The sequence below is a fragment of the Micromonospora sp. SYSU B005 genome (genome assembly GCF_055362685.1).
Map to the genome: position 1 here is coordinate 482,676 of NZ_JAXCFU010000001.1, position 24,913 is coordinate 507,588.

A 24,913-nucleotide genomic window follows, 5' to 3' on the forward strand; every position below is an offset into this window, starting at 1 on the left:
GGCCGGCCGGAGACGACGCGGTCCCTCCACCCGTCGTGCGGGCGGAGGGACCGTGGACGAGATCGGCTACTCGACGGTGACCGACTTGGCCAGGTTCCGGGGCTGGTCGACGTCGTGCCCGCGGGCGGCGGCGATCTCGGCGGCCAGCACCTGCAACGGCACCGTGGTCACCAGCGGCGCCAGCAGCGTCGGCGTACGCGGCACGTAGATCAGGTGGTCGGCGTAGCGGACCACCGCCTGGTCGCCCTCCTCGGCGATCACGATGGTGCGGGCGCCGCGCGCGCGTACCTCCTGGATGTTGGAGACGACCTTGTCGTGCAGCATGCCCCGGCCGACCGGGGAGGGCACGATGCAGATCACCGGCGTGCCCTGGTCGATCAGCGAGATCGGGCCGTGCTTCAGCTCGCCGGCGGCGAAGCCCTCGGCGTGCATGTACGCCAGTTCCTTGAGCTTCAGCGCGCCCTCCAGCGCCACCGGGTAGCCCACGTGCCGGCCGATGAACAGCACCGTCGGCTCGGACTTCAACTCGCGGCCCAGCTCGCGGACCGGCTCGATCCGGTCCAGCAGCTCCCGCAGCTTGCCCGGCATCTCCTGGAGCTGGGCCACCACCGCGCCCACCTCGTCGGCGAACTTGATGCCGCGCACCTGGGCCAGGTGCAGGCCGATCAGGTAGCAGGCGACGACCTGGGTGAGGAACGCCTTGGTGGAGGCGACAGCGATCTCCGGGCCGCCGTGGGTGTAGAGCACCGCGTCGGACTCGCGCGGGATGGTCGAGCCGTTGGTGTTGCAGATCGCCAGCACGCGGGCCTTCTGCTCCTTGGCGTGACGCAGCGCCATCAGCGTGTCCATCGTCTCGCCGGACTGCGAGATCACCACGATCAGCGTGGAGCGGTCCAGCACCGGGTCGCGGTAACGGAACTCGCTGGCCAGCTCCACCTCGCAGGGGATGCGGGTCCAGTGCTCGATGGCGTACTTGGCGACCAGGCCGGCGTGGTACGAGGTGCCGCAGGCGACGATGAAGATCTTGTCGACGTCGCGGAGGTCCTGCTCGCTGAGGCGGACCTCGTCGAGGGCGATCTCGCCGGTCTCGGTGAGCCGGCCCAGCAGCGTGTCGGCGATGGCCTGCGGCTGCTCCTCGATCTCCTTGAGCATGAACCAGTCGTAGCCGCCCTTCTCGGCGGCCGACGAGTCCCAGTCGATGTGGAAGTCGGTGCCGCTGGCCGGCTGACCGTGGAAGTCGGTGATGTCGATGCTGTCCGGGGTGATCAGGACGATCTGGTCCTGCCCCAGCTCGACCGCGTCCCGGGTGTGCTCGATGAACGCGGCGACGTCGCTGGCCAGGTAGTTCTCGCCGTCGCCCCGGCCGACCACGAGCGGCGAGTTGCGCCGGGCGCCGACCACCGCGCCGGGGATGCCGGCGTCGACGGCGAGCAGCGTGAACGCGCCCTCCAGGCGCCCGCAGACCACGCGCATGGCGGCGGCGAGGAGCTGCGGGCTGTCGGTCTCACCGGCCGAGCGCAGGTCGGCCAGCGCGCGGGCGATCAGGTGCGCGGCGCACTCGGTGTCGGTGTCGCTGGCGAACTCGACACCCTCGTCCTCCAGCTCGGCGCGGAGCTTCGCGAAGTTCTCGATGATGCCGTTGTGGATCACCGCGACGCGGCCGTCCGGGGAGAGGTGCGGGTGGGCGTTGCGGTCGGTCGGGCCGCCGTGCGTGGCCCAGCGGGTGTGGCCGATGCCGGTGGTTCCGTCGCCGATGCCGATCGGGCTGGCGGCGCAGTCCTCGGGGTTGTCGGCCGCGCGCTCGGAGAGGACCTTCTCCAGGTTCGCGAGCTTGCCGGCCTTCTTCTCGGTCAGCAGCTCGTCCTCGCAGACCACGGCGACACCGGCCGAGTCGTAGCCGCGGTATTCGAGACGCCGCAGTCCGTCAAGCACGATGCCGAGCGCCGGGCGCGCACCGGCGTAACCCACGATTCCACACATGGTCCGCAGCCTAACCGAGTTTCGCTCATCGCGCGTGCTCGGAAGGGCGGTTAACGATCACTGAATTTGAGCGAACCGAGCGTCGGGGATGCGATTACCGGACAAAGCATCATCCAGGTCGTTCCGCCCGTCCGGACCGGTTGGGGACGCCGGGCGCGGACCGCCGGCCGGGGCCGCACGGCTGGTCGCCACCGCCTACATTGAGGCCGGGCGCCGTCCCCCGGCCCCACCGTTCCGCGGTCGTCCGCGCCGTACCCCTGTGAGCTGAGCCCATGTCCGAGACGACCCCCTCCCCCGAACCGGCCCCCGGACCGGCCGACCCGACCGCCGCGCCGGCCACGCCGCAGCCCTCCTCCTGGACGCCGCCGGACCCGCTGGCCGCCCCGCAGCCGTGGACGCCGCCCGAGCCCTGGTCGCCGCCGCCCGCTCCGAGCCCCTGGGCGGCCACCGGCCCGGAGAGCGCGTCCGCCGGGACCGGTCCGGCCATGCCACCGAGCGGTACGGGACGGCCGGTGGGCGAACCGGGGTGGGCGGCTCCGGCCGACCCGGCCGCCACGCCGCGCCCACCCGTCCCACCGGCCTCCGGCGACCCGCACCACCCGGGTACGCCCGGATGGCCGTCCCAGCCCGGCGTCCCCGGCTTCCCGGCACAGCCGGCCTGGACACCGGGCGCCTACCCGCCCGGCCCCTACAAAGCCGGGTCCCACCCACCCGGCCCCTACCCGCCGCCGTACGCGTATCCGGGCATGCCGCCGCGCCGCGGTGGCGGCGGCTGGGTGGCCGGCCTGGTGATCGGCCTCGTCACCGTCCTGGCGATCATCGTCTGCGGCTGCGTCGGGCTGTCCTTCCTCGGCCGGGGCCTGGACGACGGGACGGCCTCCGGCGACCGGTACGACGAGCCGTTCTACGGCGAGCCCGACGGGTGGGCCGACGAGCCGACCGCGCCCCCGGCCCGGCCGGCCACCACCCCGTCCGGCGGGCCCGGCAAGTTCACCGTGCTGTACGAGGTGACAGCCACCGACGGCGAGGCCGAGGTGCAGTTCTACGACGCGGACGCCAACTTCCACCAGCCCGGCGCCGTGGACACGCCCTGGCGGCTGAGCTTCACGGCGAACGACCGCGAGCGGGTGCAGATCATCGCCAGCCCCGTCGGGTCCGGCGACGTGACCTGCCGGATCACCGTCAACGGCAAGGTCGTCTCCAAGGACTCGGGCGAGTACGGCGCGACCTGCTTCGGCTGGTGAGCACTCGGCGGCGGGCCGTAGGCTGGCCGCCGTGACGACGACCGATCCCCTGGTGGCCCGGATGCGGCCGTTCGGCACCACCGTCTTCGCCGAGATGTCCGCGCTGGCCGTGCGTACCGGCGCGGTCAACCTCGGGCAGGGCTTCCCGGACACCGACGGCCCGCCGGAGATGCTCGCCGCCGCGGCCGAGGCGCTGCGTACCGGCCACAACCAGTACCCGCCCGGCCCCGGCATCCCCGCGCTGCGCGCCGCCGTCGCCGAGCACCAGCGCCGGTTCTGGGGCCTGGAGTACGACCCGGACGGCGAGATCGTGGTGACCGCCGGGGCGACCGAGGCGATCGCGGCGAGCATCCTCGCGCTGTGCGAGCCGGGTGACGAGGTGATCTGCTTCGAGCCGTACTACGACTCGTATGCCGCCTCGATCGCGCTGGCCGGGGCGGTCCGCCGCCCGGTGACGCTGCGGCCCGGGCCCGACGGCAGGTACGCGTTCGAGCCGGACGAGCTACGCGCCGCGTTCGGGCCGCGTACCCGGCTGGTGCTGCTGAACTCGCCGCACAACCCGACCGGCAAGGTCTTCACCGCCGACGAACTGACGACGGTGGCCGAGCTGTGCCGGGAACACGACGTGTACGCGGTCACCGACGAGGTCTACGAGCACCTGGTGTTCACCGACGCCGCCGCGCCGCACGTACCGCCGGCCACGCTGCCGGGGATGTGGGAGCGGACGCTGCGCATCTCGTCGGCCGGCAAGACGTTCTCCTGCACCGGCTGGAAGGTCGGCTGGGTGAGCGGCCCCGCGCCGCTGGTGGCGGCGGTGCTGCGGGTGAAGCAGTTCCTGACGTTCGTCAACGCCGGGCCGCTGCAACCGGCGGTGGCGGTGGCGCTCGGGCTGCCGGACGCGTACTTCACCGGGTTCCGGGACGACATGCAACGTCGCCGGGACCAGCTCGCCGCCGGGCTGGCCGACGCCGGGTTCGGTGTGCTCCCGCCGGAGGGCACCTACTTCGTGACCGCCGACGTCACGCCGCTGCGCGGCCGGGACGGGGTGGAGTTCTGCCGGTCGCTGCCGGAGCGCTGCGGCGTGGTGGCGGTGCCGACGCAGGTGTTCTACGACGACGTGGAGGCCGGTCGGCGGCTGATCCGGTTCGCGTTCTGCAAGCGGCCGGAGGTGCTGGCCGAGGCGGTGACCCGGCTGCGTGGTCTGCGCGGAGACTGAACCGCCCGCTGGAGGGAGGTCCCCCAGCGGGCGGGCGGCGTGGCTCAGGCGACCGGGCTCGCGGTCCGCACGTGCTCGGCGATGCGCTCGGCGACCTCGCGCGCGGTGTCCTCGGTGGCCGCCTCGACCATGACCCGCACCAGCGGCTCGGTGCCGGACGGGCGCAGCAGCACCCGGCCGGTCTCGCCCAGCTCGGCCTCGGCGCGCTCGACCTCGGCCCGGACGGCCGGTGCGGCGGCGCCGACGGTACGGTCCCCGACCGGCACGTTGATCAGCACCTGGGGCAGCTTGGTGACCACGGCGGCCAGCTCGGCCAGCGAGGTGCCGGTGGCGGCCATCCGCGCCATCAGGTGCAGGCCGGTCAGCACGCCGTCGCCGGTGGTGGCGTACGCGGGCAGCACGATGTGACCGCTCTGCTCGCCGCCGAGCGCCAGGCCGGAGGCGCGCAGCTCCTCCAGCACGTACCGGTCACCGACCTTGGTCTCGACCAGCCGGATGCCGTGCTCGGACATGGCCAGGCGGAGACCGAGGTTGCTCATCACGGTGGCGACCAGGGTGTCCTGGGTCAGCTCGCCGGCGTCCCGCATGGCCAGCGCGAGGATCGCCATGACCTGGTCGCCGTCGACCTCGTCGCCGTCGGCGGTGACCGCGACGCAGCGGTCGGCGTCGCCGTCGTGGGCGATGCCGAGGTGGGCGCCGTGCTCGACCACTGCGGCGCGCAGCGCCTCGATGTGGTTCGAGCCGCACTCGTCGTTGATGTTGAGCCCGTCCGGCTCGGCGTGGATGGCGATCACCTCGGCGCCGGCCTCCCGGTAGGCGACCGGGGCGACGTCGGCGGCCGCGCCGTTGGCGCAGTCGACCACGACCTTGATCCCGTCGAGGCGGTGCGGCACGGTGCCGATCAGGTGCTGCACGTAGTGGTCGGCGCCGTCGAGCAGGTCGTGCACGCGGCCGACACCGGCGCCGACGGGACGCTTCCACGCGGTGGTGGCGTTCGCCTTCACCGCCTCCTCGATCCGCATCTCGATCTCGTCGGGCAGCTTGTGCCCGCCGGCGGCGAACAGCTTGATGCCGTTGTCCGGCATCGGGTTGTGCGAGGCGGAGAGCATCACGCCCAGGTCGGCCTTGGCCTCGGCGGTGAGGAACGCCACCGCCGGGGTGGGCAGCACGCCGACCCGGACCACGTTGGCGCCGGCGCTGGTGAGCCCGGCGACCACCGCCGCCTCCAGCATCTCGCCGCTGGCCCGGGTGTCCCGGCCGACCACCGCGAGCGGCGGATGGCTCTTGTCGGTCTCGGCCAGCGTGTGGGCCGCGGCCACCGCGACCGCAAGCGCCAACTCCGGGGTGAGATCCGCGTTCGCCCGCCCGCGTACGCCGTCCGTGCCGAACAACCGGCCCATACCCGCCAACCTCCGTGGAACTGCCGATGAGAGGAGAAACGCGGAACGGCCGGTCCGCCTCCCGGATGGGGGAGGCGAACCGGCCGTCCGTCAGAAGTACAAGACGCTTGTGATGATCAGCGCTTCGAGTACTGGGGAGCCTTGCGGGCCTTCTTGAGGCCGTACTTCTTGCTCTCCTTGACCCGGGCGTCACGGGTCAGGAAGCCGGCCTTCTTCAGGGCCGGGCGGTCGTCGGGCTCGCTGACGATCAGCGCCCGGGCGATGGCGAGCCGCAGCGCGCCGGCCTGGCCGGTGGTGCCGCCGCCACGCAGGTTGGCGATCACGTCGAACGCCTCGGGCTTCTCGGCGGTGACCAGCGGGTCCTTGATGAGCTGCTGGTGCACCTTGCTCGGGAAGTAGGCCTCGAGGTCGCGGCCGTTGCAGGTGATCTTGCCGGTGCCCGGAACGATCCGAACCCGGACGATGGCTTCCTTGCGCCGACCCACGGTCTGGATCGGGCGGTCACCACGGGGCGCGCGCGCGACGGGCGCCGGCGCCTCGGTGGCCTCGGGGGCGACCTCGGTGGCGGTGATGTCGGTCATGCTGCTTCCTTCGCCCGCGCTCACTGCGCGATCTGCTTGATCTCGAACGGCACCGGCTGCTGCGCGGTGTGCGGGTGCTCGGCACCGGCGTAGACCTTCAGCTTCTTGAGAAGCTGACGGCCCAGCTTGTTGTGCGGGAGCATGCCCTTCACGGCCAGCTCGATGGCCCGCTCGGGCCGCTTGGTCAGCAGCTCGTCGTAGCCGACCCGCTTCAGACCACCCGGGTAACCGGAGTGGCGGTAAGCGACCTTGGTCTGGCGCTTGTTGCCGGTCAGCGCGACCTTGCCCGCGTTCACGATGACGACGAAGTCGCCCGTGTCGACGTGCGGCGCGAAAGTCGGCTTGTGCTTGCCACGCAGGAGCGTGGCGGCGTGGGTCGCCAGGCGGCCCAGCACGACATCAGAGGCGTCGATGACGTGCCACTGACGCTCGATCTCACCCGGCTTCGGGCTGTACGTACGCACAGGTCTACCTTGTCTCGTCGTCGGTCTGGGGTCGCGCGCCGAGGTGACCAGGAGTACCCAGCCGGACCAGCGCGCACGAACGACCAAGCGTACCTGATGCGGCACGCCTAAGAATGTCGTACAACAGCAGGCAACGATACCCGGCCGCCCGGCGGCAGGTCAAAACGGGGTCGTGCCGCGCGTGGCCTGCGGGTTCGTCATGGCACAGGTCACACGCCGACCAGCGTACGCGGCCCGGGACGCAGGTAGACCACCCAGGTCACCAGGAAGCAGAGCGCGTACCAGGCGATGAATGCCAGGTAGGCGGCGTCAGCCGTGCCGGAGGTCAGGAACGACTGCCGGAACGCCACGTTCACCAGCACCCCGCCCGAGGCCCCGACCGCCCCGGCGATCCCGATCACCGCCCCGGACAGGCGCCGGGCCCGCCGCTGCGCCGCCTCCGGGTCGCCGGTCAGCTCGCTCTCCGCGACGGCCCGGGCCCGGAAGATCGCCGGGATCATCTTGTACGTCGAGCCGTTGCCGATGCCGGAGAACACGAACAGCGCCAGGAACCCGGCCAGGTAGAGCGGGAACGAGCGCTCCCGGGCCGCGTACAGCACCAGCCCGGCGCCGGCGGCCATCGCCACGAAGTTCCAGAACGTGACCCGGGCCCCGCCCAGCCGGTCGGCGAGCTGACCGCCGACGGGCCGGATCAGCGACCCGATCAGCGGGCCCAGGAAGGTCAGCCAGGCCGCGTCCACGGGCGTCGGGAACCGGTCGTGGAACTGGAGCTGGAGCACCTGGCCGAAGGCGAACCCGAAGCCGATGAAGGAGCCGAACGTGCCGACGTAGAGCAGCGACATCACCCAGGTGTGCGGGTCGCGGGCCGCCGCGCGCAGCGCGCCCGGCTCGTTGCGCGCCCCCGGCACGTTGTCCAGCCACCGGGCCGCGGCCAGCGCGGCCAGCACGATCAGCGGCAGGTAGACCGCCGGCACGAGCCGGGGGTACGCGGCGCCCGCGGTCGCCAGCACCGCCAGCCCCACCAGTTGCACCGCCGGTACGCCCAGGTTGCCGCCGCCGGCGTTGAGCCCCAGCGCCCGGCCCTTGAGCCGCTCCGGGAAGAACAGGTTGATGTTCGCCATCGACGAGGCGAAGTTGCCGCCGCCGACGCCGGACAGGCAGGCCAGCACCATCAGCGTGGCGTACGACACCCCGGGCTCGATCAGCACCGCCATCGGCACCGCCGGCACGAGCAGCAGCAACGCGCTCACGATGGTCCAGTTCCGGCCGCCGAAGCGGGCCACCGCCAGCGTGTACGGCAGCCGCAGCACCGCCCCCAGCGCGGCCGGTACGGCGGTGAGCAGGAACTTCCCGGCCGGGTCGATGCCGTACTCGGGGCCCAGGAACAGCACCGTGACGGACCAGAGGCTCCACACGGAGAAGCCGACGTGCTCGGCGAAGATCGAGACGTACAGGTTGCGCCGGGCCACCCGGGCGCCGCCGGCCGCCCAGAACGCCGGGTCCTCCGGCCGCCATTCGGTGAGCCGGCCGGCGGTGGTGGCCGGCGGCGTCGTGGGTGCGGAAACGAGCGTGCTCACGGGCCACTCCTCCTCGTCGATGACGAGGCGACGCTGTCAGCCGGTGGTTTCCCGGGCGTGCCCCGTTCGCGTCGGCTCGGCAACGGAGATCGCACGTCCGCCGGAGCGCGCCGGTGAGGCGGTCACAGCTCCTGGAGGATCCGCAGCGCCCGGCCGACCCGCTGCATGGTCTCGGTGTCGGCCACGTCCACGCACTCGGTGAACCACTTCTTCATCGGTGAGGAGATCCGGTCGGGCATCACCACGTACGCGCCCATCCGCACGGCGAGCGGCGAGTCGCGCAGCAGCGACTCCTCCACCACCTCGGCCACGATCACGATGGGTACCGCAGTGGCGTTGTAGACGTCGGAGCTGATCACCAGACCGAACCGCTCCCGGGCGCCGGAGATGCGCCAGACCTCGCCCCTACGCAGCACGCGGGCGCCCACCGAAAAGGGCGTCGTCGACGAGCGCGACTTCCTGGGCGTCGGCCAGGGCGGCGGCTTCCAGGTCCAGACCGGCCCGGCCGACCGCGTCGGCGTGCGCGGTGAAGACCTCGCGCAGCGCCTTCTCCCGGGCGGCCTGGTCCATCCAGGCGGAGAGGGAGAGCCCTTCCCGCTTGGCGAACCGGCGCGCCTCCTCGATCGTCTCGTCGGAGAACGACAGCGTCACCTTGGCGGTCATGCCGGGAAGACTACCCACCGGTATGACCACCAGTCATCCTCGTCCCCGCCGATCGGGGATTAGGACATCGACAGGTGAAACAACCGAAGTCGGTTGCGGATATTGCACTTGGAGGTGACGATGGAGTTAGTCCGAACGGTTAGGACGCACATCTGCCCCAGGGAGCCGTCATGAGCCTCAGCACCGGCATGGCCGCCTCGGTCATGCCCACCGAGGGAGCGGAGCGCCAGAAGGCGGCCGCCATGGAGGAGTTCCTCGTGCGGCACCCCCTCGCTGCGGGCGAAGGCGTGGCCCGACTCGTCTCGGCGGACGGCGAAGAGGTCGAGGTTCCCGCCCAGATGTTCGACGTCCTCCATCAGATCTCGGCGATGCTCGCCCGCGGCGACGGCGTCGCGATCAGCGCCATCTCCCGCGAACTGACGACGACCGAGGCGGCGAAGCTGCTCGGCATGTCCCGCCCCACACTCGTCCGCCTCCTGGAGAACGGGTCTATCGCGTCGCACCGGGTCGGCAGCCACCGACGCCTCTTCCTCCGCGACGTCCTCGCATTCCGGCAACGACAGATGGAAGAGCGACGGAAGTCGTACGAGGCCCTGATGTGGGAGTCCGACGCGCTGGGTTTCACCGACGACGTGTAGTTCCGGGCCCGGCCAGTGGGCGCTGGGTAGGGTGTCCACTGTGATCCCCAGCGCCCCACTGGTGTTCCTGGACGCGAACATTCTCTATTCCAGGACCCTTCGCGACTGGATCAGCCTTCTCGCGCTCGAAGGCGACTGCGCCGTCTTCGATCTGCGGTACAGCGAGGACGTTCTGGCGGAATGGATGTATCGCCTGCGCCGTAAGCGGCCCGAGCATTCCGAGCAGGCGATCGGCGGCCAGCGACGCCGCTTCGTCCAGGCGTTCCCGTACGGCCTCGTCACCGGCTATTCGCCGAACGACGTCCCGTGCCCGCCGGACCCGGACGACCGGCACGCCTTTCCGCCGGAATGCGTACGGGAATCGCTGTCGGTCCGCACCGGCGACGAGTTCCTCAACTGGGTGGCCGACCGTTCGATGCCTCTGGTCATGAGGACGTTGGTGTGGCAGATCGACTACTACCGGCGCAGCCTGGTCGCCGAGGACAAGGGCGCGGCCGAACTGATCGCCCATCTACGGAAGGCCGGCGCGCCCCGTTTCGCCGATCGGCTCGAGAATCACCTCGCCGAACCGTCCGGCCGCTGACCGCCGAAGACCGCGAAACGCCACTCCTTGAAGAAGCAGTCCACGTCCACCAGGCCCGCCTCGGTCAGCCACCGGCACTGGTCTGCCACCGGGGCCGGCCGGTCGTGCCGCATCCGCTCCCGGGCACCGGCGATCTCCTCGGCGTCGGAGCCCAGCTCGGTGATCCGCGCCGTCCACACCTCGTCGTAGCGGCGGTCCAGCGCGGGGGTGGGCCCGGCCACCTGCTCGGCGTTGACGAACACCCCGCCGGGGACGAGCGCGTCGGCGGCCCGCTTGTACAGCGCACGCTTGCCCTCGTCGTCGAGGTGGTGGATGGCCAGCGCGGACACCACCGCGTCGTACCGGCCGGCGGGCAGCGGGCCGGCCAGGTCGGCGTGGACCGTGCGGTGCGCCACGCCGCGTTCCTCCAGGTGTCCGGCGGCCACCGCGAGCATGCCGGGGGCACCGTCCACGAGCGTCAGGTGGACCCCGGGGACGGCCGCGGTCAGCAGCAGGGACAGCAGGCCGGTGCCCGCGCCCAGGTCCAGCACCTCGGGGGTACGCCCGGCGGCGAGCGCGGCGCGCAGCGGGGGTGCGGCCACCTCGACAGCGGTGCCGTAGAAGGCGTCGAAGCAGGGCACCAGGCGGCGTCGGGCCTGGTCGTAGCTGCCGGCCACCGCGTCGAACGCGTCCGCCACGCTCATCATGCCTCCCGATATATGAGATTTTCGTCCCACATTCTAAGCCCTGCGGAACGTCTCGTCACCCGCGTGCGGTGTGAAGCGCTCGTGACAGGACCGAAACAGAGCAGACCCGGACCGGAAACCGCCCGACGGCACGCTTTTCCGACATGACAGACGGTGCACGCACGGCGACGCGAACGGGGTCACGCCCCGCCGAGGCCGCCACGCACTGCCCCTACTGCGCCTTGCAGTGCGGCATGGTGCTGCGCGCCATCGGCGACGGTGTCGAGGTCGGCGCCCGCGACTTCCCCACCAACCGGGGCGGGCTGTGCCAGAAGGGCTGGACCGCCGCCGACCTGCTCGACCACCCGGACCGGCTCACCACCCCGCTGCTGCGCGACCGGCCCGGCGGCGAGCTGCGCCCGGCGACCTGGGACGAGGCGCTCGACCGTGTCGCCGCCGGGGTCCGGGACGTGCAGCACCGGCACGGGCCGGACGCGGTGGCGGTCTTCGGCGGCGGCGGCCTCACCAACGAGAAGGCGTACGCGCTGGGCCGCTTCGCGCGGGTGACGCTGCGGACCCGGCACATCGACTACAACGGGCGCTGGTGCATGTCGTCGGCCGCCGCGGCCGGGAACCGGGCGTTCGGGATCGACAGGGGACTGCCGTTCCCGCTCGCGGACCTCGGCCACGCGGACACGTTGCTGCTGGTCGGCGCGAACCCGGCCGAGACCATGCCGCCGCTGATGCGGCACGTCGCCGACCTGCGGGAACGCGGCGGCCGGCTGATCGTTGTCGACCCGCGCGCCACCGCCACCGCCCGGCAGGCCGACCTGCACCTGCAACCCCTGCCCGGCACCGACCTCGCGGTGGCGAACGCGCTGCTGCACATCGCGCTCACCGAGGGCTGGCTGGACCGGTCGTACGTGGCGGAGCGGACCACCGGCTTCGACGACGTCCGGCGGACGGTGGCCGGCTACTGGCCGGCGGAGGTGGAACGGCTCTCCGGCGTGCCGGTGGCCGACCTGTACGCGACCGCCCGCGCGCTCGCCACAGTGGACCGCGCGGTCATTCTCACCGCTCGGGGGGCCGAGCAGCACGCCAAGGGCGTCGACACGGTCACCGCCTTCATCAACCTGGCGCTGGCCCTGGGCCTGCCCGGCCGCCCCGGTTCGGGTTACGGCTGCCTGACCGGGCAGGGCAACGGGCAGGGCGGCCGGGAACACGGGCAGAAGGCCGATCAGCTCCCCGGCTACCGGCGCATCGACGACCCGGCGGCCCGCGAGCACGTCGCCGGGGTGTGGGGCGTCGAACCGGACTCGCTACCCGGGCCGGGGGTGCCGGCGTACCAGCTCCTGGACGCGCTCGGCACGCCGTCCGGCGCGCGGGCGCTGCTGGTGCTCGGTTCCAACCCGGTCGTGTCCGCGCCCCGCGCCGCGCGGGTCGAGTCCCGGCTGCGCGCCCTGGACCTGCTCGTGGTGGCGGACTTCGTCCGTTCCGAGACGGCCGAGCTGGCCGACGTGGTGCTGCCGGTCGCCCAGTGGGCCGAGGAGGACGGCACGATGACCAATCTGGAGGGCCGGGTGCTGCGCCGCCGCGCGCTGCGCGAGCCACCGGCCGGGGTCCGTACCGAGCTGGAGATCCTCGCCGCGCTCGCCGCACGGCTGAGCGGGGGCGGGACGCCGCTGCCGGCCGACCCGCGCGAGGTGTTCGCGGAGCTGGGCCGGGCCTCGTCCGGCGGACCGGCCGACTACGCCGGGATCACCTGGGACCGGATCGACGCCGACACCGGCGTCTTCTGGCCCTGCCCGGACCGGGACGGCCCGGACACGCCCCGGCTGTTCGCCGACCGCTTCCCCACCCCGGACGGCCGCGCCCGGTTCCATCCGGTGACCCACCGGCCGGCCGCCGAGCCGGTGTGCGCCGACTACCCGCTGCACTTCACCACCGGCCGGGTGCTGGCTCAATACCAATCCGGCGCGCAGACCCGGCGGGTGGCCGCCTTGCGCCGCGCCGCACCGGGCGGCTTCGTCGAGCTGCACCCGGACCTGGCAGCACGGATCGGCGTGACCGAGGGGGCACCGGTACGTGTGGTCTCCCGCCGGGGTGAGTTGTGCGCACCGGCCCGGCTCAGCACGGCGATCCGGCCGGACACCGTCTTCGCGCCGTTCCACTGGCCCGGCGCGCAACGCGCCAACTCGGTCACCAACGACGCGCTCGACCCGGTCTCCGGGATGCCCGAGTTCAAGATCTGCGCGGTCCGGGTGGAGCCGGCATGAACGAACGCATAGTCGTCGTCGGCTACGGCATGGCCGGCGCCCGGCTCGCCGCCGAGCTGCACGCACGCGGCGGAAACCGGCGGATCACCGTGCTCGGGGCGGAGCCGCACCGCGCGTACAACCGGATCATGCTCTCCACGCTGCTCGCCGGACGCATCGGCGAGCCGGACGTCGAGCTGGTCGAAGCCGTCGGGCCGGGCGTCGAGGTCCGCACCGGCGCGGCCGTCACCGCCGTGGACCGGGCCGCCGGCGAGGTGGTCACCGACGACGGCGAGCGGCACGGGTACGACCACCTGGTGCTCGCCACCGGCAGCCGGGCCGTGGTGCCGCCGCTGCCCGGCCTCGCCCCGCTGCCCGAGCGGGTCGTCCCGTTCCGCACGCTCGGCGACTGCCGGCGGATCCTCGCCGCCGCCGAGGGCGCGCGGCGCGTGATCGTGCTCGGGGGCGGGCTGCTGGGTCTGGAGGCGGCCCGGGGGCTGGCCGCCCGGGCGCTCGACGTGACTGTGGTCCACCCGGTCGGACACCTGATGGAACGCCAGCTCGACCCGCCGGCCGGCGCGGTCCTCGCGGGCACGCTCGCCGGCCTGGGCGTCCGGTCCCGGCTCGGCGCGGCGGCCACCGCCGTGAGCGCCGGCGCCGGCGGCGTCCGCCTGCACCTGGGCGACGCCGAACCGCTCGACGCCGACCTGCTGGTGCTCTGCTGCGGGGTACGCCCCGACACCGCGCTCGCCGCGGCGGCCGGACTCGCCGTCGAGCGGGGCGTGGTGGTGGACGACCGGATGCGGACGAGCGACAGGCGGATCTCGGCGATCGGCGACTGCGCCCAGCACGACGGGACGCTGACCGGGCTCGTCGCGCCGGCCTGGGCGCAGGCCCGGGTGGTGGCCGACGTGCTGACCGGCGCGGACCCGCTGGCCCGGTACCGGCCCCGGCCGGCGGTGACCCGGCTCAAGGCGGCCGGCATCGACCTGGCCGCGATGGGCGACGTGGACGGGACCGGCGACGCGGCCGGGCCGGTCGAGGAGCTGACCTTCGCCGACCCGGCCCGGGGCACCTACGCCCGGCTGCGCATCCGGGACGAGCGGCTGACCGGCGCGATCCTGCTCGGCGACAACCCGGCGGTCGGCACCGTGGTGCAGCTGTTCGACAGGGGCGCGCCGGTGCCGGCGGACCGGCGCTCGCTGCTGCTCGGCCGGGCGTTCGGCGAGGCGCCGGCCGGACCGGCCGCGTCACCGGCGCTGATGCCGGACGCCGCGACAGTGTGCCGGTGCAACGACGTGAGCAAGGGCGCGCTGGTGGCGTGCTGGCGGGCGGGCGCCCGGACGGCGGCGGAGCTGTCCGCGGCGACCCGGGCCGCCACCGGCTGCGGCAGCTGCCGGGACGCGGTGGCCGGCATCGCCGCCTGGCTCGCCGAGGCGGATCCGTCCACAACCGACGAGGTACGCGAGACGGTGGAGGTCATGTCATGAGCGAGCGGCTGGTCGTCGTCGGCAACGGCATGGTGGGGCAGCGCTTCGTCGAGGCGCTGCGGGCCCGGGACACCGACGGACGGTGGCGGGTCACGGTGCTCGCCGAGGAACGGCGCGCGGCGTACGACCGGGTGCGGCTCTCGGCCGTCTTCGACGGGGTTGACGCCGGCGAACTGAACCTGCACACCCCCGACGCCGGAGTGGACCTGCGACTGGGTGAACCGGCCACCGGCGTCGACCGGGCACGGCGGGTGGTGACCACTGCCTCCGGCGAGTACCCGTACGACGCGCTGGTGCTGGCCACCGGCTCGTACGCGTTCGTGCCGCCGGTCGAGGGCACCGATCTGCCAGGCGTCTTCGTCTACCGGACGCTGGACGACCTGGCCGCGATCCGGGAACACGCCCGGGGCCGCCGTACCGGGGCGGTGATCGGTGGCGGGCTGCTCGGGCTGGAGGCGGCGAACGCGCTGCGGCTGCTCGGGCTCGCCACCAGCGTGGTCGAGTTCGCGCCCCGGCTCATGCCGGTGCAGGTGGACGAGGCGGGCGGCGCGATGCTCCGGCGGTACGTCGAGGAGCTGGGCGTCACGCCGTACCTCGGGGTGGCCACCACGGCGCTGCGCCCCGGCCCGGACGGCTCTGTGGCCGCGCTCGACCTGGCCGACGGCCGTGCGGTCGACGCGGAGCTGGTGGTGGTGGCCGCCGGGATCCGGCCACGTGACGAGCTGGCCCGCGCGGCCGGGCTGCCGCTGGGGCCGCGCGGCGGCGTGCTGGTGGACGCGTCCTGCCGGACCGCCGACGAGCGGATCTGGGCGGTCGGCGAGTGCGCGGCGGTGGACGGGGTCTGCCACGGTCTGGTCGCGCCCGGGTACGCCACCGCCGAGGTGGTCGCGGACCGGCTGCTCGGCGGCGCGGCCACGTTCCCCGGCGCGGACACCGCCACGAAACTCAAGCTGCTCGGCGTGGACGTGGCCTCGTTCGGTGACGCGCACGGCGTCACCCTCGGCTGCCTCGACGTGACGTACACCGACCCGGCCACCCGCTCGTACGCGAAGCTGGTCCTCTCCGACGACGCGCGGACGCTGCTGGGCGGCGTGCTGGTCGGGGACGCGAGCGCGTACCCGGCGTTGCGGGCCAGTGTCGGCGGGCCGCTGCCCGCTCCCCCGCTGGCGTTGCTGGCGCCGGCCGGCGGCGCGGGCGCCGGTGCGGGCGCGTTGCCCGCCGGCGCGCAGGTCTGCTCCTGCAACGCGGTGACCCGGGCCGACCTGGACGCGGCGATCGCCGGCGGGGCGACCGACGTGCCGGCGCTGAAGGCGTGCACCCGGGCCGGTACGAGCTGCGGCTCCTGCGTGCCGATGCTCAAGCAGCTGCTGGACGCCGCCGGGGTACGCCAGTCGACGGCGCTGTGCGAGCACTTCGACCACAGCCGGCAGGAGCTGTTCGACCTGATCCGGGTGCGGGGCGTCAGCACGTTCTCCCGGCTCGTCGCCGAGCACGGGCGCGGGAGCGGGTGCGACATCTGCAAGCCGGTGGTGGCCTCGATCCTGGCCTCGCTCGGCACCGGGCACGTGCTCGACGGCGAGCAGGCGTCGCTGCAGGACACCAACGACCACTTCCTGGCGAACCTGCAACGCGACGGCAGCTACTCGGTGGTGCCCCGGATCCCCGGTGGGGAGATCACCCCGGAGAAGCTGATCGCGATCGGCGAGGTGGCGCGCGACTTCCGGCTCTACACGAAGATCACCGGCGGGCAGCGAATCGACCTGTTCGGCGCGCGCGTCGACCAGTTGCCGCAGATCTGGCGCCGGCTCGTCGACGCGGGCTTCGAGTCCGGCCACGCGTACGGCAAGGCGCTGCGCACCGTGAAGTCCTGTGTCGGCGACACCTGGTGCCGCTACGGCGTGCAGGACTCGGTGGGGCTCGCGGTCGCGCTGGAGCTGCGCTACCGGGGCCTGCGCGCGCCGCACAAGCTCAAGTCGGCCGTCTCCGGCTGCGCCCGCGAGTGCGCCGAGGCCCGGAGCAAGGACTTCGGCGTCATCGCCACCGAGACCGGCTGGAACCTGTACGTCGGCGGCAACGGCGGTTTCCGGCCCCGGCACGCCGACCTGTTCGCCACCGACCTGAGCACCGCGGAACTGGTGACAGTGATCGACAGGTTCCTCATGTACTACATCCGCACCGCCGACCGGTTGCAGCGCACGGCCGCCTGGATCGAGGCCATGGACGGCGGCCTGGACCACCTCCGGTCGGTGCTCGTGGACGACTCGCTCGGGCTCTGCGCCGACCTCGACGCGGCGATGGCCCGGCACGTCGCGAGCTACTCCGACGAGTGGCGCGACGTCCTGGAGGACCCGGACCGGCTGCGCCGATTCACCTCCTTCGTCAACGCGCCGGACGTACCCGACCCGTCCATCACGTTCACCCAGGAGCGGGGCCAGCCGGTGCCGGCCCGGGGCGCACCCCCGGACGGCGGACACCGTCGCCAGCCCGTCGCGCTGGGACTGCCGGAGGTACGCCGATGAGCCCCGTCGTCACGCTGGACTGGACCCCGGTCTGCCCGCTGGACCGGCTCGACCCCGGCCGGGGCGTGGCCGCGCTCGTCGACGGCGTCCAGGTGGCGGTCTTCCGCACCGCGGACGGGCTGTACGCGGTGGACAACCTCGACCCGGTCGGCGGCGCGTACGTCATGTCCCGGGGCCTGGTCGGCAGCCGGGGTGGGGTGCCCACGCTCGCCTCGCCGCTGCACAAGCAGGTCTACGACCTCACCACGGGGCGGTGCCTGGATCTACCGGGCGTGACGCTGCGCCGGCATCCGGTGCGCTGCCGGGACGGCCTGGTCGAGGTGCGGCTACGGCAGGAGGAATGATGCGGGACGAGCTGGCCGGCTTCACCATCGGGGTCACCGCCGACCGGCGGCGCGACGAACTGGCCGCGCTGCTCCAGCGGCGTGGGGCGCGGGTGGTGCTCGCCCCGGCACTGCGGATCGTCCCGCTGGCCGACGACACGGACCTGCGTGAGGCCACCCGGGCCTGCCTGGAACAGCCGCCGGACGTGCTGATGGCGAACACCGGCATCGGCATGCGCGGCTGGCTGGAGGCGGCCGAGGGCTGGGGGCTGGCCGAGCCGCTGCGCAGCACGCTCGCCCGCGCGTACGTGGTGTCCCGCGGCCCCAAGGCGACCGGGGCGATCCGTGCCGCCGGGCTGCGCGAGCACTGGTCCCCGGACTCGGAGAGCTGCGACGAGGTGGTCGAGCACCTGGTCCGGCGCGGGGTGGCCGGCCAGGTGGTGGCGATGCAACTGCACGGCGAGCGGCAGCCCGAGTGCGCCGACGCGCTGGTGGCGGCCGGTGCCACGGTGATCGAGGTGCCGGTGTACCGGTGGGCGCCGCCGGCCGACCCGGCGCCGCTGCACCGGCTCATCGACCTGGTGGCCGGGCGTCTCGTCGACGCCGTCACGTTCACCTCCGCTCCGGCGGCGGAGGCGCTGCTGCGGGCGGCCGGGGACCGTACCGAGACGGTGCTGGAGGCGCTGCGCGGCGACGTGCTGGCCGGGTGCGTCGGCACCGTCACCGCCGAGCCGCTGGTCCGCCGCGGGGTGCCGGTGAGCGCGCCGAGCCGGGCCCGGCTGGGCGCGCTGGTCCGCACCATCGTCGAGGAACTGCCCCGGCGTACCGTCTCGGTGAAGGCGGCCGGGCACGTGCTGACGCTGCGCGGGCACGCCGCGGTGGTGGACGGCGAGCTACGTCAGCTGGCGCCGGCGCCGATGGCGGTGCTGCGGGCGCTCGCCGCGTCACCGGGGAAGGTGCTCTCCCGCACCGCGCTGCTGCGGACGCTGCCGCGCGGCGCCGACGAGCACGCGGTGGAGATGGCTGTCGCCCGCCTGCGGGCCGGGCTGAAGGCGCCCCGTGTGGTGCAGACGGTGGTCAAGCGGGGGTACCGCCTGCGGGTCGACTGACCCGCAGGCGGTCAGCCCACAGAAGCCGGGTAGCCGTGCTCGGCCTGGAGGCGGAGCATGGCGTGCTCCACCACTGTGACCAGCACCTGCTTGACCGAGTCCCGCTGACGGGCGTCGCACAGGACCATCGGCACGTCCGGGGAGATGGCGAGCGCCTCCCGGACCTCCTCCAGCTCGTAGTGCGGCGCGTCGCCGAAGCGGTTCAACGCCACGACGTACGGCAGCTTGCGGTTCTCGAAGTAGTCCAGCGGCGCGAACGCGTCGGTGATCCGGCGGGTGTCCACGAGCACCGCCGCACCCACCGCGCCCCTGATGATCTCGTCCCACATGAACCAGAAGCGGGTCTGGCCCGGTGTGCCGAACAGGTAGAGGATCAGGTCCTCGGCCATGGTGATACGGCCGAAGTCCATGGCGACCGTGGTGGTCTCCTTGCCCGGCACCTTCGACGCGTCGTCGATGCCCACGCCGGCCGCGGTCATCAGCGCCTCGGTGGTCAGCGGCTGGATCTCGGAGATCGCCCCGACGAGCGTGGTCTTTCCCACGCCGAAGCCACCCGCGATCACGATCTTCGCGGAGATGATCTCCCGGCCGCGGTTCACCCCGTCGGGGTCATAGTTCGCGAAGTCCACTTAGCACCCTTCCAAGCAGGTTCATCCGCGCCGCGAAACCCGTCGCGGGAGCGGCAGTGTGTAGCGTCAGCAGGCCCTCGGCCACCATGTCGGCGACCAGCACCCGGGTGACGCCCAGCGGCATCCGGGTGTAAGCGGCGATTTCCGCAAGCGACTGCGCCCGGCCCTCACAGACCGAGGAGATGCGGTACTTGTCGTGCCCGGCGAAGCGTGCCTCGGCCGACTGCGTCGGCGTGCTCGACAGCACCGCTTCGAGCGCGATGTTCTGCAACGGCTCGGTGCGACCCCGGGTGACCGCGTACGGCCTCACCAGCGCGCCACGTGGATCACGTCGCGGGTCCATCTCGCGATCACCTCCCCTCGTTCGGAGCCGCACCGGCTCCGGTCGTCAGCTCCCCGCTCCGATCAGGACCGGACCGCGTCCCTCGGCAGCGGGACCAGTGCCTGGCCGACCCGCTCCACCAGCAGCGCCATCTCGTAACCCACCTGGCCGACGTCGCAGCTGCGCGCCGCGAGCACGGCCATCGACGAACCGTCGCTGATGGACATCAGGAACAGGTAGCCGCTGTCCATCTCGATCACGGTCTGCAGCACCCCGCCGGCGCTGAACATCCGCGCCGCGCCCTCGGTCAGGCTCACCACGCCGGAGGTGATCGCGGCGAGCTGGTCGGCCCGGTCGCCGGGCAGATCCCGCGAGGAGGCGAGCAGCAGCCCGTCCGCGGACACCGCCACCACGTGCGCGATGCCCGCGACGCTGTCGGCGAAGTTGGTGAGAAGCCACCCCATGTCCTGCATGGCCGCCGGCCTGTTCATCGGTTCGTCTCCTTGGTCGAGGTGCTGTTCAGGTCGGCGCCGGCCGTACGGCCCCGCTGGACGCCACGGTGGTAGGCGGAGAGCAGACCGCGTACCTCGTCCGGCGTGCGCCGGCTGCGGTCCCGGCCGCTCTTCGGCTCTATTCCGCCGGGCACGAGCTGGGCCTGCGGAACCCGCTTGGGCAGGCCGGAGCGGGTGGTCCCGCCGGTGGTGGGCTCCGCGGCACGGCTGGCCCGCGACCAGCCCTCGTCGGCCGCCGTACGCCAGGCCTCCGGGTCGATCGACGGCGCGGGCGCGGGTTCGGCGACGGGTGGTGCCGGGGGCGGCGTCGCGGCCGCCGGCGGCGTGGACGGGACCTCCGGCGGGCTGTACGCGGGCGGCGTCGTCGACGTGGTCAACCCCGACGCCTGGGCCCCCGGGGTACGGGTGGGCAGCTTCGGACGCGCCGACGCCGCGGGGGGCGCCACCGCCGGCTGTGCCGGTGCGGGCGGCTCGTCGAACGTGGGACGGGTGAAGATGGTGGTCTCGTCCTCTCCGTGCGAACGGAACCAGACCGCCTCCATCTCACGGAATATCGGCGCCTCGGCCCGCTGCTCGGGCCGGGCCACCACCGGCGTCGCCGGGGTGCTCTCCACCGCCGGCGCCGCGGCGAGCGGCTGGTAGGCCGGAGGTGCGGCCTGGGTCGCGGGCTGCGCCGACTCGACACCGGGCGTCCGCTTGGGCAGCGGGTCCAGCGCGGGGTACGCCACCGTCGGGCCACCGGCCGACCAGCCCGCTCCGGAGACCGGAGCCGGCGCGGCGGTGGCCGGCGCCGCGGCCACCGGGGCGGGCGCCGCCATGGTCGGCAGCGCACCCGTCGCCCCACCCAGCTGTACGGCGGGAGTGGTGTCGCGCGTCTCGGCGGGCGTCTGCCACCGGGACGGCGGGGCGGTGGTCGCCCCGTGCCACTGGTCGGCGAGCGTCGCGGTGGCAGCGCCCCGCCCGGCTCCGGCCAGCGCGTCTCCGGCGCCGACCTGGCTGAGCGGGGACTGCTCGACGGCGAGCGGCTGACGCGGCCGGGTCAGCGGGGCCTGGCCCCGGTTGGCCGGCAGCACCACTGTCGAGTTCGGCAGCGTGACCTGGGCGACCGTGCCGCCCTCGACGTTGCGGCGCAGCTCGACGCGGATCCCGTAGCGGGACGCGAGCCGGCTGACCACGGCCAGACCCATCAGCCGGAACGCGGCCACGTCGACGGTCGGCGGCGCGGCCAGGCGCCGGTTGAGCGAGTCGAGCTGGTCGTCGCTGAGGCCCAGACCGCGGTCCTCGATCTGGATCAGCACGTAGTCGCGGATCCGGCGGCCGTCGGCCACCACTGTCGTGTTCGGCGGCGAGAACCGGGTGGCGTTGTCGAGCAGCTCGGCGACCAGCCGGACGACGTCGTTCACGGCGTGCGCGGCCACCGAGATGTCGGTGTCGACGGTGCCGAACTCGATCCGGTTGTAGAGCTCGACCTCGGACTGCGCGGCGCGCAGCACGTCGACCAGGAGCGCGTCGTCGCGGCGCGGCACGGCCGAGTCGGCGCCGGCGAGCACCAGCAGGTTCTCGTCGTTGCGGCGCATCCGGGTGGCGAGGTGGTCCAGCTCGAACAGCTGTGCCAGCCGCTTCGGGTCCTCCTCGGACCGCTCGATCGCGTCCAGCTCGCCGATCATGCGGTCGACCAGGCTCTGCGAGCGGCGGGCCAGGTTGAGGAACATCGCCGAGACGCTCGTCCGCAGCGCGGCCTGTTCGGCCGCGACCCGGACCGCCTCGCGGTGGACCACGTTGAAGGCCACCGCCACCTGACCGACCTCGTCGCGGTTGCTCAGCTTGATCGGGTCCCGGACCTGCTGGACGATCTCGTCCACACCGCCGTCACCGATGGCGTTGACGTTCTGCAGCCGGCTCACCGCGTCCGGCAGGTCGTGGTTGGCCACGGCGAGCGCGCCCTCGCGCAGCCGGCGCAGCGAGTCGTTGAGCGAGCGGGCCAGCACCACGGCGAGCGTCACCGCTACCGCGAGCGTGAGCAGCACGAGCAGGCTCTCCACGATCGCCTGCCGGATCACGTCGGCGCGTGCCTCGTCGGCGTCGGCCAGCATGTCGTCCAGGAGCTGGATCTCGGCCCACCGCATCAGGTCGTCGACCGCGCCGATGGCGGCGGACGCCTCGTCGCGGGTGACCAGCGCCTGACGACCGATGGACCGGGAGACGTCGCCGGCGACCCGGTCGGCGAGCTGGACGGCGTCACCGGAGACGGTGCGGTCCACCAGGGCCCGCTGGCCCGGCGTCGCGGTCCGGGAGAAGGTGAGCAGCGCCTCCTGCTGACCGGTGAGCGTGGCCACGAAGGACGAGAACTGCTCCTCGCCGACCTGCCCGCCGTCGAGGGCGGTGAAGGCCACCGCCTGCTCCTCGGCCACCTGGGCCTTGGCGTGGGCGAACGCGGCCACCGCGCGGCGGGCGTCGGCAAGGCTGTCCGCACCCGGCTGCTGGGCCAGCGCGTCGCTGTACGCGACCAGGTCGTCGAGCACGATGCCGTAGCGCAGGCTCGCCTCGGCCACCGGCATCTGCAGCCGGTCCAGCACCTCCTGGCGGGTGCCGTTCAACGTGGACAGGTGGGCGTCGATCACCTTGATCTGGTTGCTGATCGCGCCGGACACGTCGCCGAGCTTGCCCCGCTCGTCCTGGTACGCCGCGATGCGCTCGTCGGTCTGGCGCACCCGCAGGTTGTACGCGTCCGGCTTCTGGTTCGGGTCGGCCAGGAAGACCGCCGCCGCCATCCGCTCCTTGTGCAGGTCCTGGGTGAGCGCCGCGATGTCGACGGACACCGCGCTCAGCGACCGGATCCGGTCGGCCTCGTACGCGCCCTGACCGACCGAAACGAGTCGGATAGTTGCCAGTGCGATGACAGCGGCGACCGGAACGACCAGGATGAGGGCGAGCTTGGAGCGGATCCGCGCGTCGCGCAGCCTGGGCAGGCGCCGGCGCCGGTTCCGCTGTTCGGCGTTGGGGCTCCCGGGCAGGGTCGTAGGTCCGGTGCTCACGACATCGCCTCCGTCGTTTCTTCCACGCGCGACCCGCTGACCCGTGCCTGGTGCAGCGGCCAGCGCCACGCGCGGCACGGCCGCGATTTCATCAGACGAGATCCTGTTTGGGAAGCCGCAGTGAGGCAGGAAACGGTCGCGGCCGACGCATCCCGGGATCCGATCACCTAATACCTTCTTTTCTCCAACCCCCTGAACAGGGGATGTCACTCCAGAGTGGTCACGCGCATCTGTGCAGTAATTGTCAGTTAATGTTCCGTGTCCCCAGCATGTGGGATGGCTGTCCCGAAACAGCACTCGCCAGCCCGGCTTGACCACAGGCCCCGGCATTGGCAAGGTTTTGCAGGCTTCGCGCACACCGTACGGCAAACCAATCCCGTTCCTCCACTGAGGACGGACGAGCGGCGGTGATCGGGCGTCGGCCCGCGCCGCACCTGGAGGACTGAGTTGAGCCCCATCCGCTCCGCGAGCATCGCGGCGCTCGCATCGGCCGTGCTGGCCACCACGCTCACCGGCTGCGGGATCGGCGGGGAACCGCAGGACACCAGCCCGATCGTGATCGCCGCCGACCTGGAACTCTCCGGCGCGTCGGCGCCGGTCGGCAAGGTCTACCAACGGGCTCTGCAACTGAAGGTCGAGCAGTTGAACGCCTCCGGCGCCCTGGGCGGCCGGAAGATCGATCTGCGGGTCAAGGACAACCGCTCGGATGCCGCGGAATCCTTGCGGAACATCAATGATTTCAGCAGTGACTCGCGCGTGAGCGCGGTCATCATGGGCGGCTGCAACGAATGCGCCGTCGGCGCGTCCCGAACGATCGGCGAGAAGCGCATTCCGACGATCGCACTGGGGTCGTCCAGCGACATCACCGAGCCGGTGGCCGAGCGCCGATACGTCTTCAAGCTCGCCCCGAACGCCACCGACAGCGCCGCCGCGCTCGCCGCGGAACTGGAGCGGCGCGAGATCCGCAAGGTGGCGCTGCTGCACAGCGCCGAGGGTTACGGCCAGGAAGGGCTCGCCGCCCTGCGCCGCGAGCTGAGCAAGACCTCCGTGAAGCTGGTCGCCAACGAGTCGGTGCGGGTCACCGACACCGAGGTCGGCACGCAGATCAACCAGCTGGTCACCCGCAAGCCGCAGGCACTGGTCCTGTGGACCACGCCGGAGCAGGCGATGCTCGCCGCCACCACGGCACGGCAGAGCAAGTTCCGCGGGTCGCTGTTCTTCGACGCCACGGCCGCCGGTGACCTCTTCCTGGGCCCCTCGGCCCGCTCCACCGACGAGGCCACGCTGATCTTCACCCAGACCATGGTGATCGACGACGTGATCGCCACCACTCCGGCCAAGGCCGCGCGGCGGCAGTGGTTCCAGGACTACACCGCCCGGTTCGGCGGCTACAACGGCTTCTCCTCGTTCGCGGCGGACGCGGTCCAGCTGATCGCCGACGCCGAGCTGCAGGCCGGCGGCGAGCCGGGCAAGGTCGACCGGGACGGGCTGCGCGACGTGCTGGAGACGTCGCAGCTCGACGGGCTCTCCGGGCCGATCCGGATGACGCCGGACAACCACTCCGGGCTGATGCCGCAGGCGTTGACGACGCTCGTGGCTCGTGGTGGGCGTTGGCGGCTCGCTGGCTGATTGCTTGGTTGCGGTGGGGGTGGGGGGGCCCCCCCCCCCCCCCCCCGCGGGGCCAGCAGATAACAACCGGCCGGGGGGG

Annotated in this window: 22 protein-coding genes; 10 read left to right on the forward strand and 12 right to left on the reverse strand. The window is 73.0% G+C overall.

All coding sequences use genetic code 11. The annotated features are described in order from the left end of the window. Positions 1–66: 66 nt before the first annotated feature. Positions 67–1,980, reverse strand: a complete 1,914-nt coding sequence (gene glmS / locus SM452_RS02235; protein ID WP_135242042.1) for a glutamine--fructose-6-phosphate transaminase (isomerizing) — start codon at positions 1,978–1,980, stop codon at positions 67–69. A 272-nt stretch (positions 1,981–2,252) separates the two neighbouring features. Between glmS and SM452_RS02240 the strand changes: the two genes are divergently transcribed. Next, complete coding sequence (locus SM452_RS02240; protein ID WP_262013063.1) at positions 2,253–3,224, forward strand: MmpS family transport accessory protein; 972 nt, start codon at positions 2,253–2,255, stop codon at positions 3,222–3,224. Between the two features lie 31 nt (positions 3,225–3,255). Continuing rightward, a complete protein-coding gene (locus SM452_RS02245) occupies positions 3,256–4,440 on the forward strand; it encodes a pyridoxal phosphate-dependent aminotransferase (protein ID WP_355506226.1) in 1,185 nt (394 codons plus the stop codon). Positions 4,441–4,484: 44 nt separating this feature from the next. Here SM452_RS02245 and glmM read toward each other — a convergent pair whose 3' ends face one another. From glmM to SM452_RS02275, 6 genes are all read right to left on the reverse strand, one after another. Further along, the gene (glmM, locus tag SM452_RS02250; protein WP_262013065.1) at positions 4,485–5,840 is read right to left on the reverse strand and encodes a phosphoglucosamine mutase; all 1,356 of its coding nucleotides are present in this window, start codon (positions 5,838–5,840) and stop codon (positions 4,485–4,487) included. 116 nt (positions 5,841–5,956) lie between these two features. Beyond that, positions 5,957–6,421, reverse strand: coding sequence for a 30S ribosomal protein S9 (gene rpsI, locus SM452_RS02255; protein WP_018784602.1), 465 nt, complete (start codon positions 6,419–6,421; stop codon positions 5,957–5,959). Between the two features lie 20 nt (positions 6,422–6,441). Beyond that, entirely contained in the window at positions 6,442–6,885 is a 444-nt protein-coding gene (gene rplM / locus SM452_RS02260; protein WP_013288574.1) for a 50S ribosomal protein L13, read from the reverse strand. Positions 6,886–7,094: 209 nt separating this feature from the next. Further along, on the reverse strand, positions 7,095–8,462 hold the full coding sequence (locus tag SM452_RS02265; RefSeq protein WP_355506223.1) for a nitrate/nitrite transporter: 1,368 nt from the start codon (positions 8,460–8,462) through the stop codon (positions 7,095–7,097). A 122-nt stretch (positions 8,463–8,584) separates the two neighbouring features. Continuing rightward, positions 8,585–8,890, reverse strand: coding sequence for a type II toxin-antitoxin system PemK/MazF family toxin (locus SM452_RS02270; protein WP_355506221.1), 306 nt, complete (start codon positions 8,888–8,890; stop codon positions 8,585–8,587). After that, positions 8,868–9,125, reverse strand: coding sequence for a DUF6364 family protein (locus SM452_RS02275; RefSeq protein ID WP_030269378.1), 258 nt, complete (start codon positions 9,123–9,125; stop codon positions 8,868–8,870). The genes SM452_RS02270 and SM452_RS02275 overlap by 23 nt, the downstream gene beginning before the upstream one ends. Before the next feature lie 170 nt (positions 9,126–9,295). On the opposite strand from SM452_RS02275, the gene SM452_RS02280 reads away from it, so the two are divergent. Next, positions 9,296–9,763 carry a helix-turn-helix domain-containing protein gene (locus SM452_RS02280; protein WP_366621951.1) on the forward strand — a complete coding sequence of 156 codons (468 nt, stop codon included), beginning with the start codon at positions 9,296–9,298 and terminating at the stop codon, positions 9,761–9,763. A gap of 40 nt (positions 9,764–9,803) precedes the next feature. Continuing rightward, positions 9,804–10,346 carry a PIN domain-containing protein gene (locus SM452_RS02285; RefSeq protein ID WP_463839218.1) on the forward strand — a complete coding sequence of 181 codons (543 nt, stop codon included), beginning with the start codon at positions 9,804–9,806 and terminating at the stop codon, positions 10,344–10,346. Here the strand turns inward: SM452_RS02285 and SM452_RS02290 are convergent. After that, positions 10,319–11,029 (reverse strand): class I SAM-dependent methyltransferase, encoded by a 711-nt coding sequence (locus SM452_RS02290; RefSeq protein ID WP_355506215.1) that lies wholly within the window; start codon positions 11,027–11,029, stop codon positions 10,319–10,321. The genes SM452_RS02285 and SM452_RS02290 overlap by 28 nt on opposite strands. Before the next feature lie 146 nt (positions 11,030–11,175). Here SM452_RS02290 and SM452_RS02295 point away from each other — a divergent pair, with 146 nt between their 5' ends. From SM452_RS02295 to SM452_RS02315, 5 genes are read left to right on the forward strand one after another with little or no spacing between them, the layout of a single operon-like run. Further along, positions 11,176–13,287, forward strand: a complete 2,112-nt coding sequence (locus tag SM452_RS02295) for a molybdopterin oxidoreductase family protein (protein WP_463839219.1) — start codon at positions 11,176–11,178, stop codon at positions 13,285–13,287. Then, the gene (locus SM452_RS02300) at positions 13,284–14,756 is read left to right on the forward strand and encodes an FAD-dependent oxidoreductase (protein ID WP_463839220.1); all 1,473 of its coding nucleotides are present in this window, start codon (positions 13,284–13,286) and stop codon (positions 14,754–14,756) included. Before SM452_RS02295 ends, SM452_RS02300 begins: the two co-directional genes overlap by 4 nt. Further along, entirely contained in the window at positions 14,753–17,275 is a 2,523-nt protein-coding gene (gene nirB, locus SM452_RS02305; RefSeq protein ID WP_355506208.1) for a nitrite reductase large subunit NirB, read from the forward strand. The genes SM452_RS02300 and nirB overlap by 4 nt, the downstream gene beginning before the upstream one ends. After that, positions 17,272–17,619 (forward strand): nitrite reductase small subunit NirD, encoded by a 348-nt coding sequence (gene nirD / locus SM452_RS02310; protein WP_194801404.1) that lies wholly within the window; start codon positions 17,272–17,274, stop codon positions 17,617–17,619. Before nirB ends, nirD begins: the two co-directional genes overlap by 4 nt. Continuing rightward, positions 17,619–18,707 carry a uroporphyrinogen-III synthase gene (locus SM452_RS02315; RefSeq protein ID WP_194801405.1) on the forward strand — a complete coding sequence of 363 codons (1,089 nt, stop codon included), beginning with the start codon at positions 17,619–17,621 and terminating at the stop codon, positions 18,705–18,707. Before nirD ends, SM452_RS02315 begins: the two co-directional genes overlap by 1 nt. A gap of 11 nt (positions 18,708–18,718) precedes the next feature. On the opposite strand, the gene SM452_RS02320 is transcribed toward SM452_RS02315, so the two are convergent. From SM452_RS02320 to SM452_RS02335, 4 genes are all read right to left on the reverse strand, one after another. Beyond that, complete coding sequence (locus SM452_RS02320; RefSeq protein WP_013288586.1) at positions 18,719–19,336, reverse strand: GTP-binding protein; 618 nt, start codon at positions 19,334–19,336, stop codon at positions 18,719–18,721. Further along, a complete protein-coding gene (locus tag SM452_RS02325) occupies positions 19,317–19,679 on the reverse strand; it encodes a DUF742 domain-containing protein (protein ID WP_013288587.1) in 363 nt (120 codons plus the stop codon). Before SM452_RS02325 ends, SM452_RS02320 begins: the two co-directional genes overlap by 20 nt. Before the next feature lie 62 nt (positions 19,680–19,741). Beyond that, positions 19,742–20,149 carry a roadblock/LC7 domain-containing protein gene (locus SM452_RS02330; RefSeq protein WP_013288588.1) on the reverse strand — a complete coding sequence of 136 codons (408 nt, stop codon included), beginning with the start codon at positions 20,147–20,149 and terminating at the stop codon, positions 19,742–19,744. Next, on the reverse strand, positions 20,146–23,205 hold the full coding sequence (locus tag SM452_RS02335; RefSeq protein ID WP_355506203.1) for a sensor histidine kinase: 3,060 nt from the start codon (positions 23,203–23,205) through the stop codon (positions 20,146–20,148). The genes SM452_RS02330 and SM452_RS02335 overlap by 4 nt, the downstream gene beginning before the upstream one ends. Positions 23,206–23,652: 447 nt before the next feature. On the opposite strand from SM452_RS02335, the gene SM452_RS02340 reads away from it, so the two are divergent. Further along, positions 23,653–24,834, forward strand: coding sequence for an ABC transporter substrate-binding protein (locus SM452_RS02340; RefSeq protein WP_463839221.1), 1,182 nt, complete (start codon positions 23,653–23,655; stop codon positions 24,832–24,834). Positions 24,835–24,913: the final 79 nt, after the last annotated feature.

Bases quoted from the DNA above. Each gene is read 5' to 3' on its own strand.
- nirD (WP_194801404.1), top strand. From the start codon at position 17,272: ATGAGCCCCGTCGTCACGCTGGACTGGACCCCGGTCTGCCCGCTGGAC.
- SM452_RS02240 (WP_262013063.1), top strand. From the start codon at position 2,253: ATGTCCGAGACGACCCCCTCCCCCGAACCGGCCCCCGGACCGGCCGAC.
- glmS (WP_135242042.1), bottom strand. From the start codon at position 1,980: ATGTGTGGAATCGTGGGTTACGCCGGTGCGCGCCCGGCGCTCGGCATC.
- SM452_RS02315 (WP_194801405.1), top strand. From the start codon at position 17,619: ATGCGGGACGAGCTGGCCGGCTTCACCATCGGGGTCACCGCCGACCGG.
- SM452_RS02300 (WP_463839220.1), top strand. From the start codon at position 13,284: ATGAACGAACGCATAGTCGTCGTCGGCTACGGCATGGCCGGCGCCCGG.
- SM452_RS02275 (WP_030269378.1), bottom strand. From the start codon at position 9,125: ATGACCGCCAAGGTGACGCTGTCGTTCTCCGACGAGACGATCGAGGAG.
- SM452_RS02295 (WP_463839219.1), top strand. From the start codon at position 11,176: ATGACAGACGGTGCACGCACGGCGACGCGAACGGGGTCACGCCCCGCC.
- nirB (WP_355506208.1), top strand. From the start codon at position 14,753: ATGAGCGAGCGGCTGGTCGTCGTCGGCAACGGCATGGTGGGGCAGCGC.
- SM452_RS02290 (WP_355506215.1), bottom strand. From the start codon at position 11,029: ATGAGCGTGGCGGACGCGTTCGACGCGGTGGCCGGCAGCTACGACCAG.
- SM452_RS02330 (WP_013288588.1), bottom strand. From the start codon at position 20,149: ATGAACAGGCCGGCGGCCATGCAGGACATGGGGTGGCTTCTCACCAAC.
- SM452_RS02325 (WP_013288587.1), bottom strand. From the start codon at position 19,679: ATGGACCCGCGACGTGATCCACGTGGCGCGCTGGTGAGGCCGTACGCG.
- glmM (WP_262013065.1), bottom strand. From the start codon at position 5,840: ATGGGCCGGTTGTTCGGCACGGACGGCGTACGCGGGCGGGCGAACGCG.
- SM452_RS02280 (WP_366621951.1), top strand. From the start codon at position 9,296: ATGAGCCTCAGCACCGGCATGGCCGCCTCGGTCATGCCCACCGAGGGA.
- rpsI (WP_018784602.1), bottom strand. From the start codon at position 6,421: ATGACCGACATCACCGCCACCGAGGTCGCCCCCGAGGCCACCGAGGCG.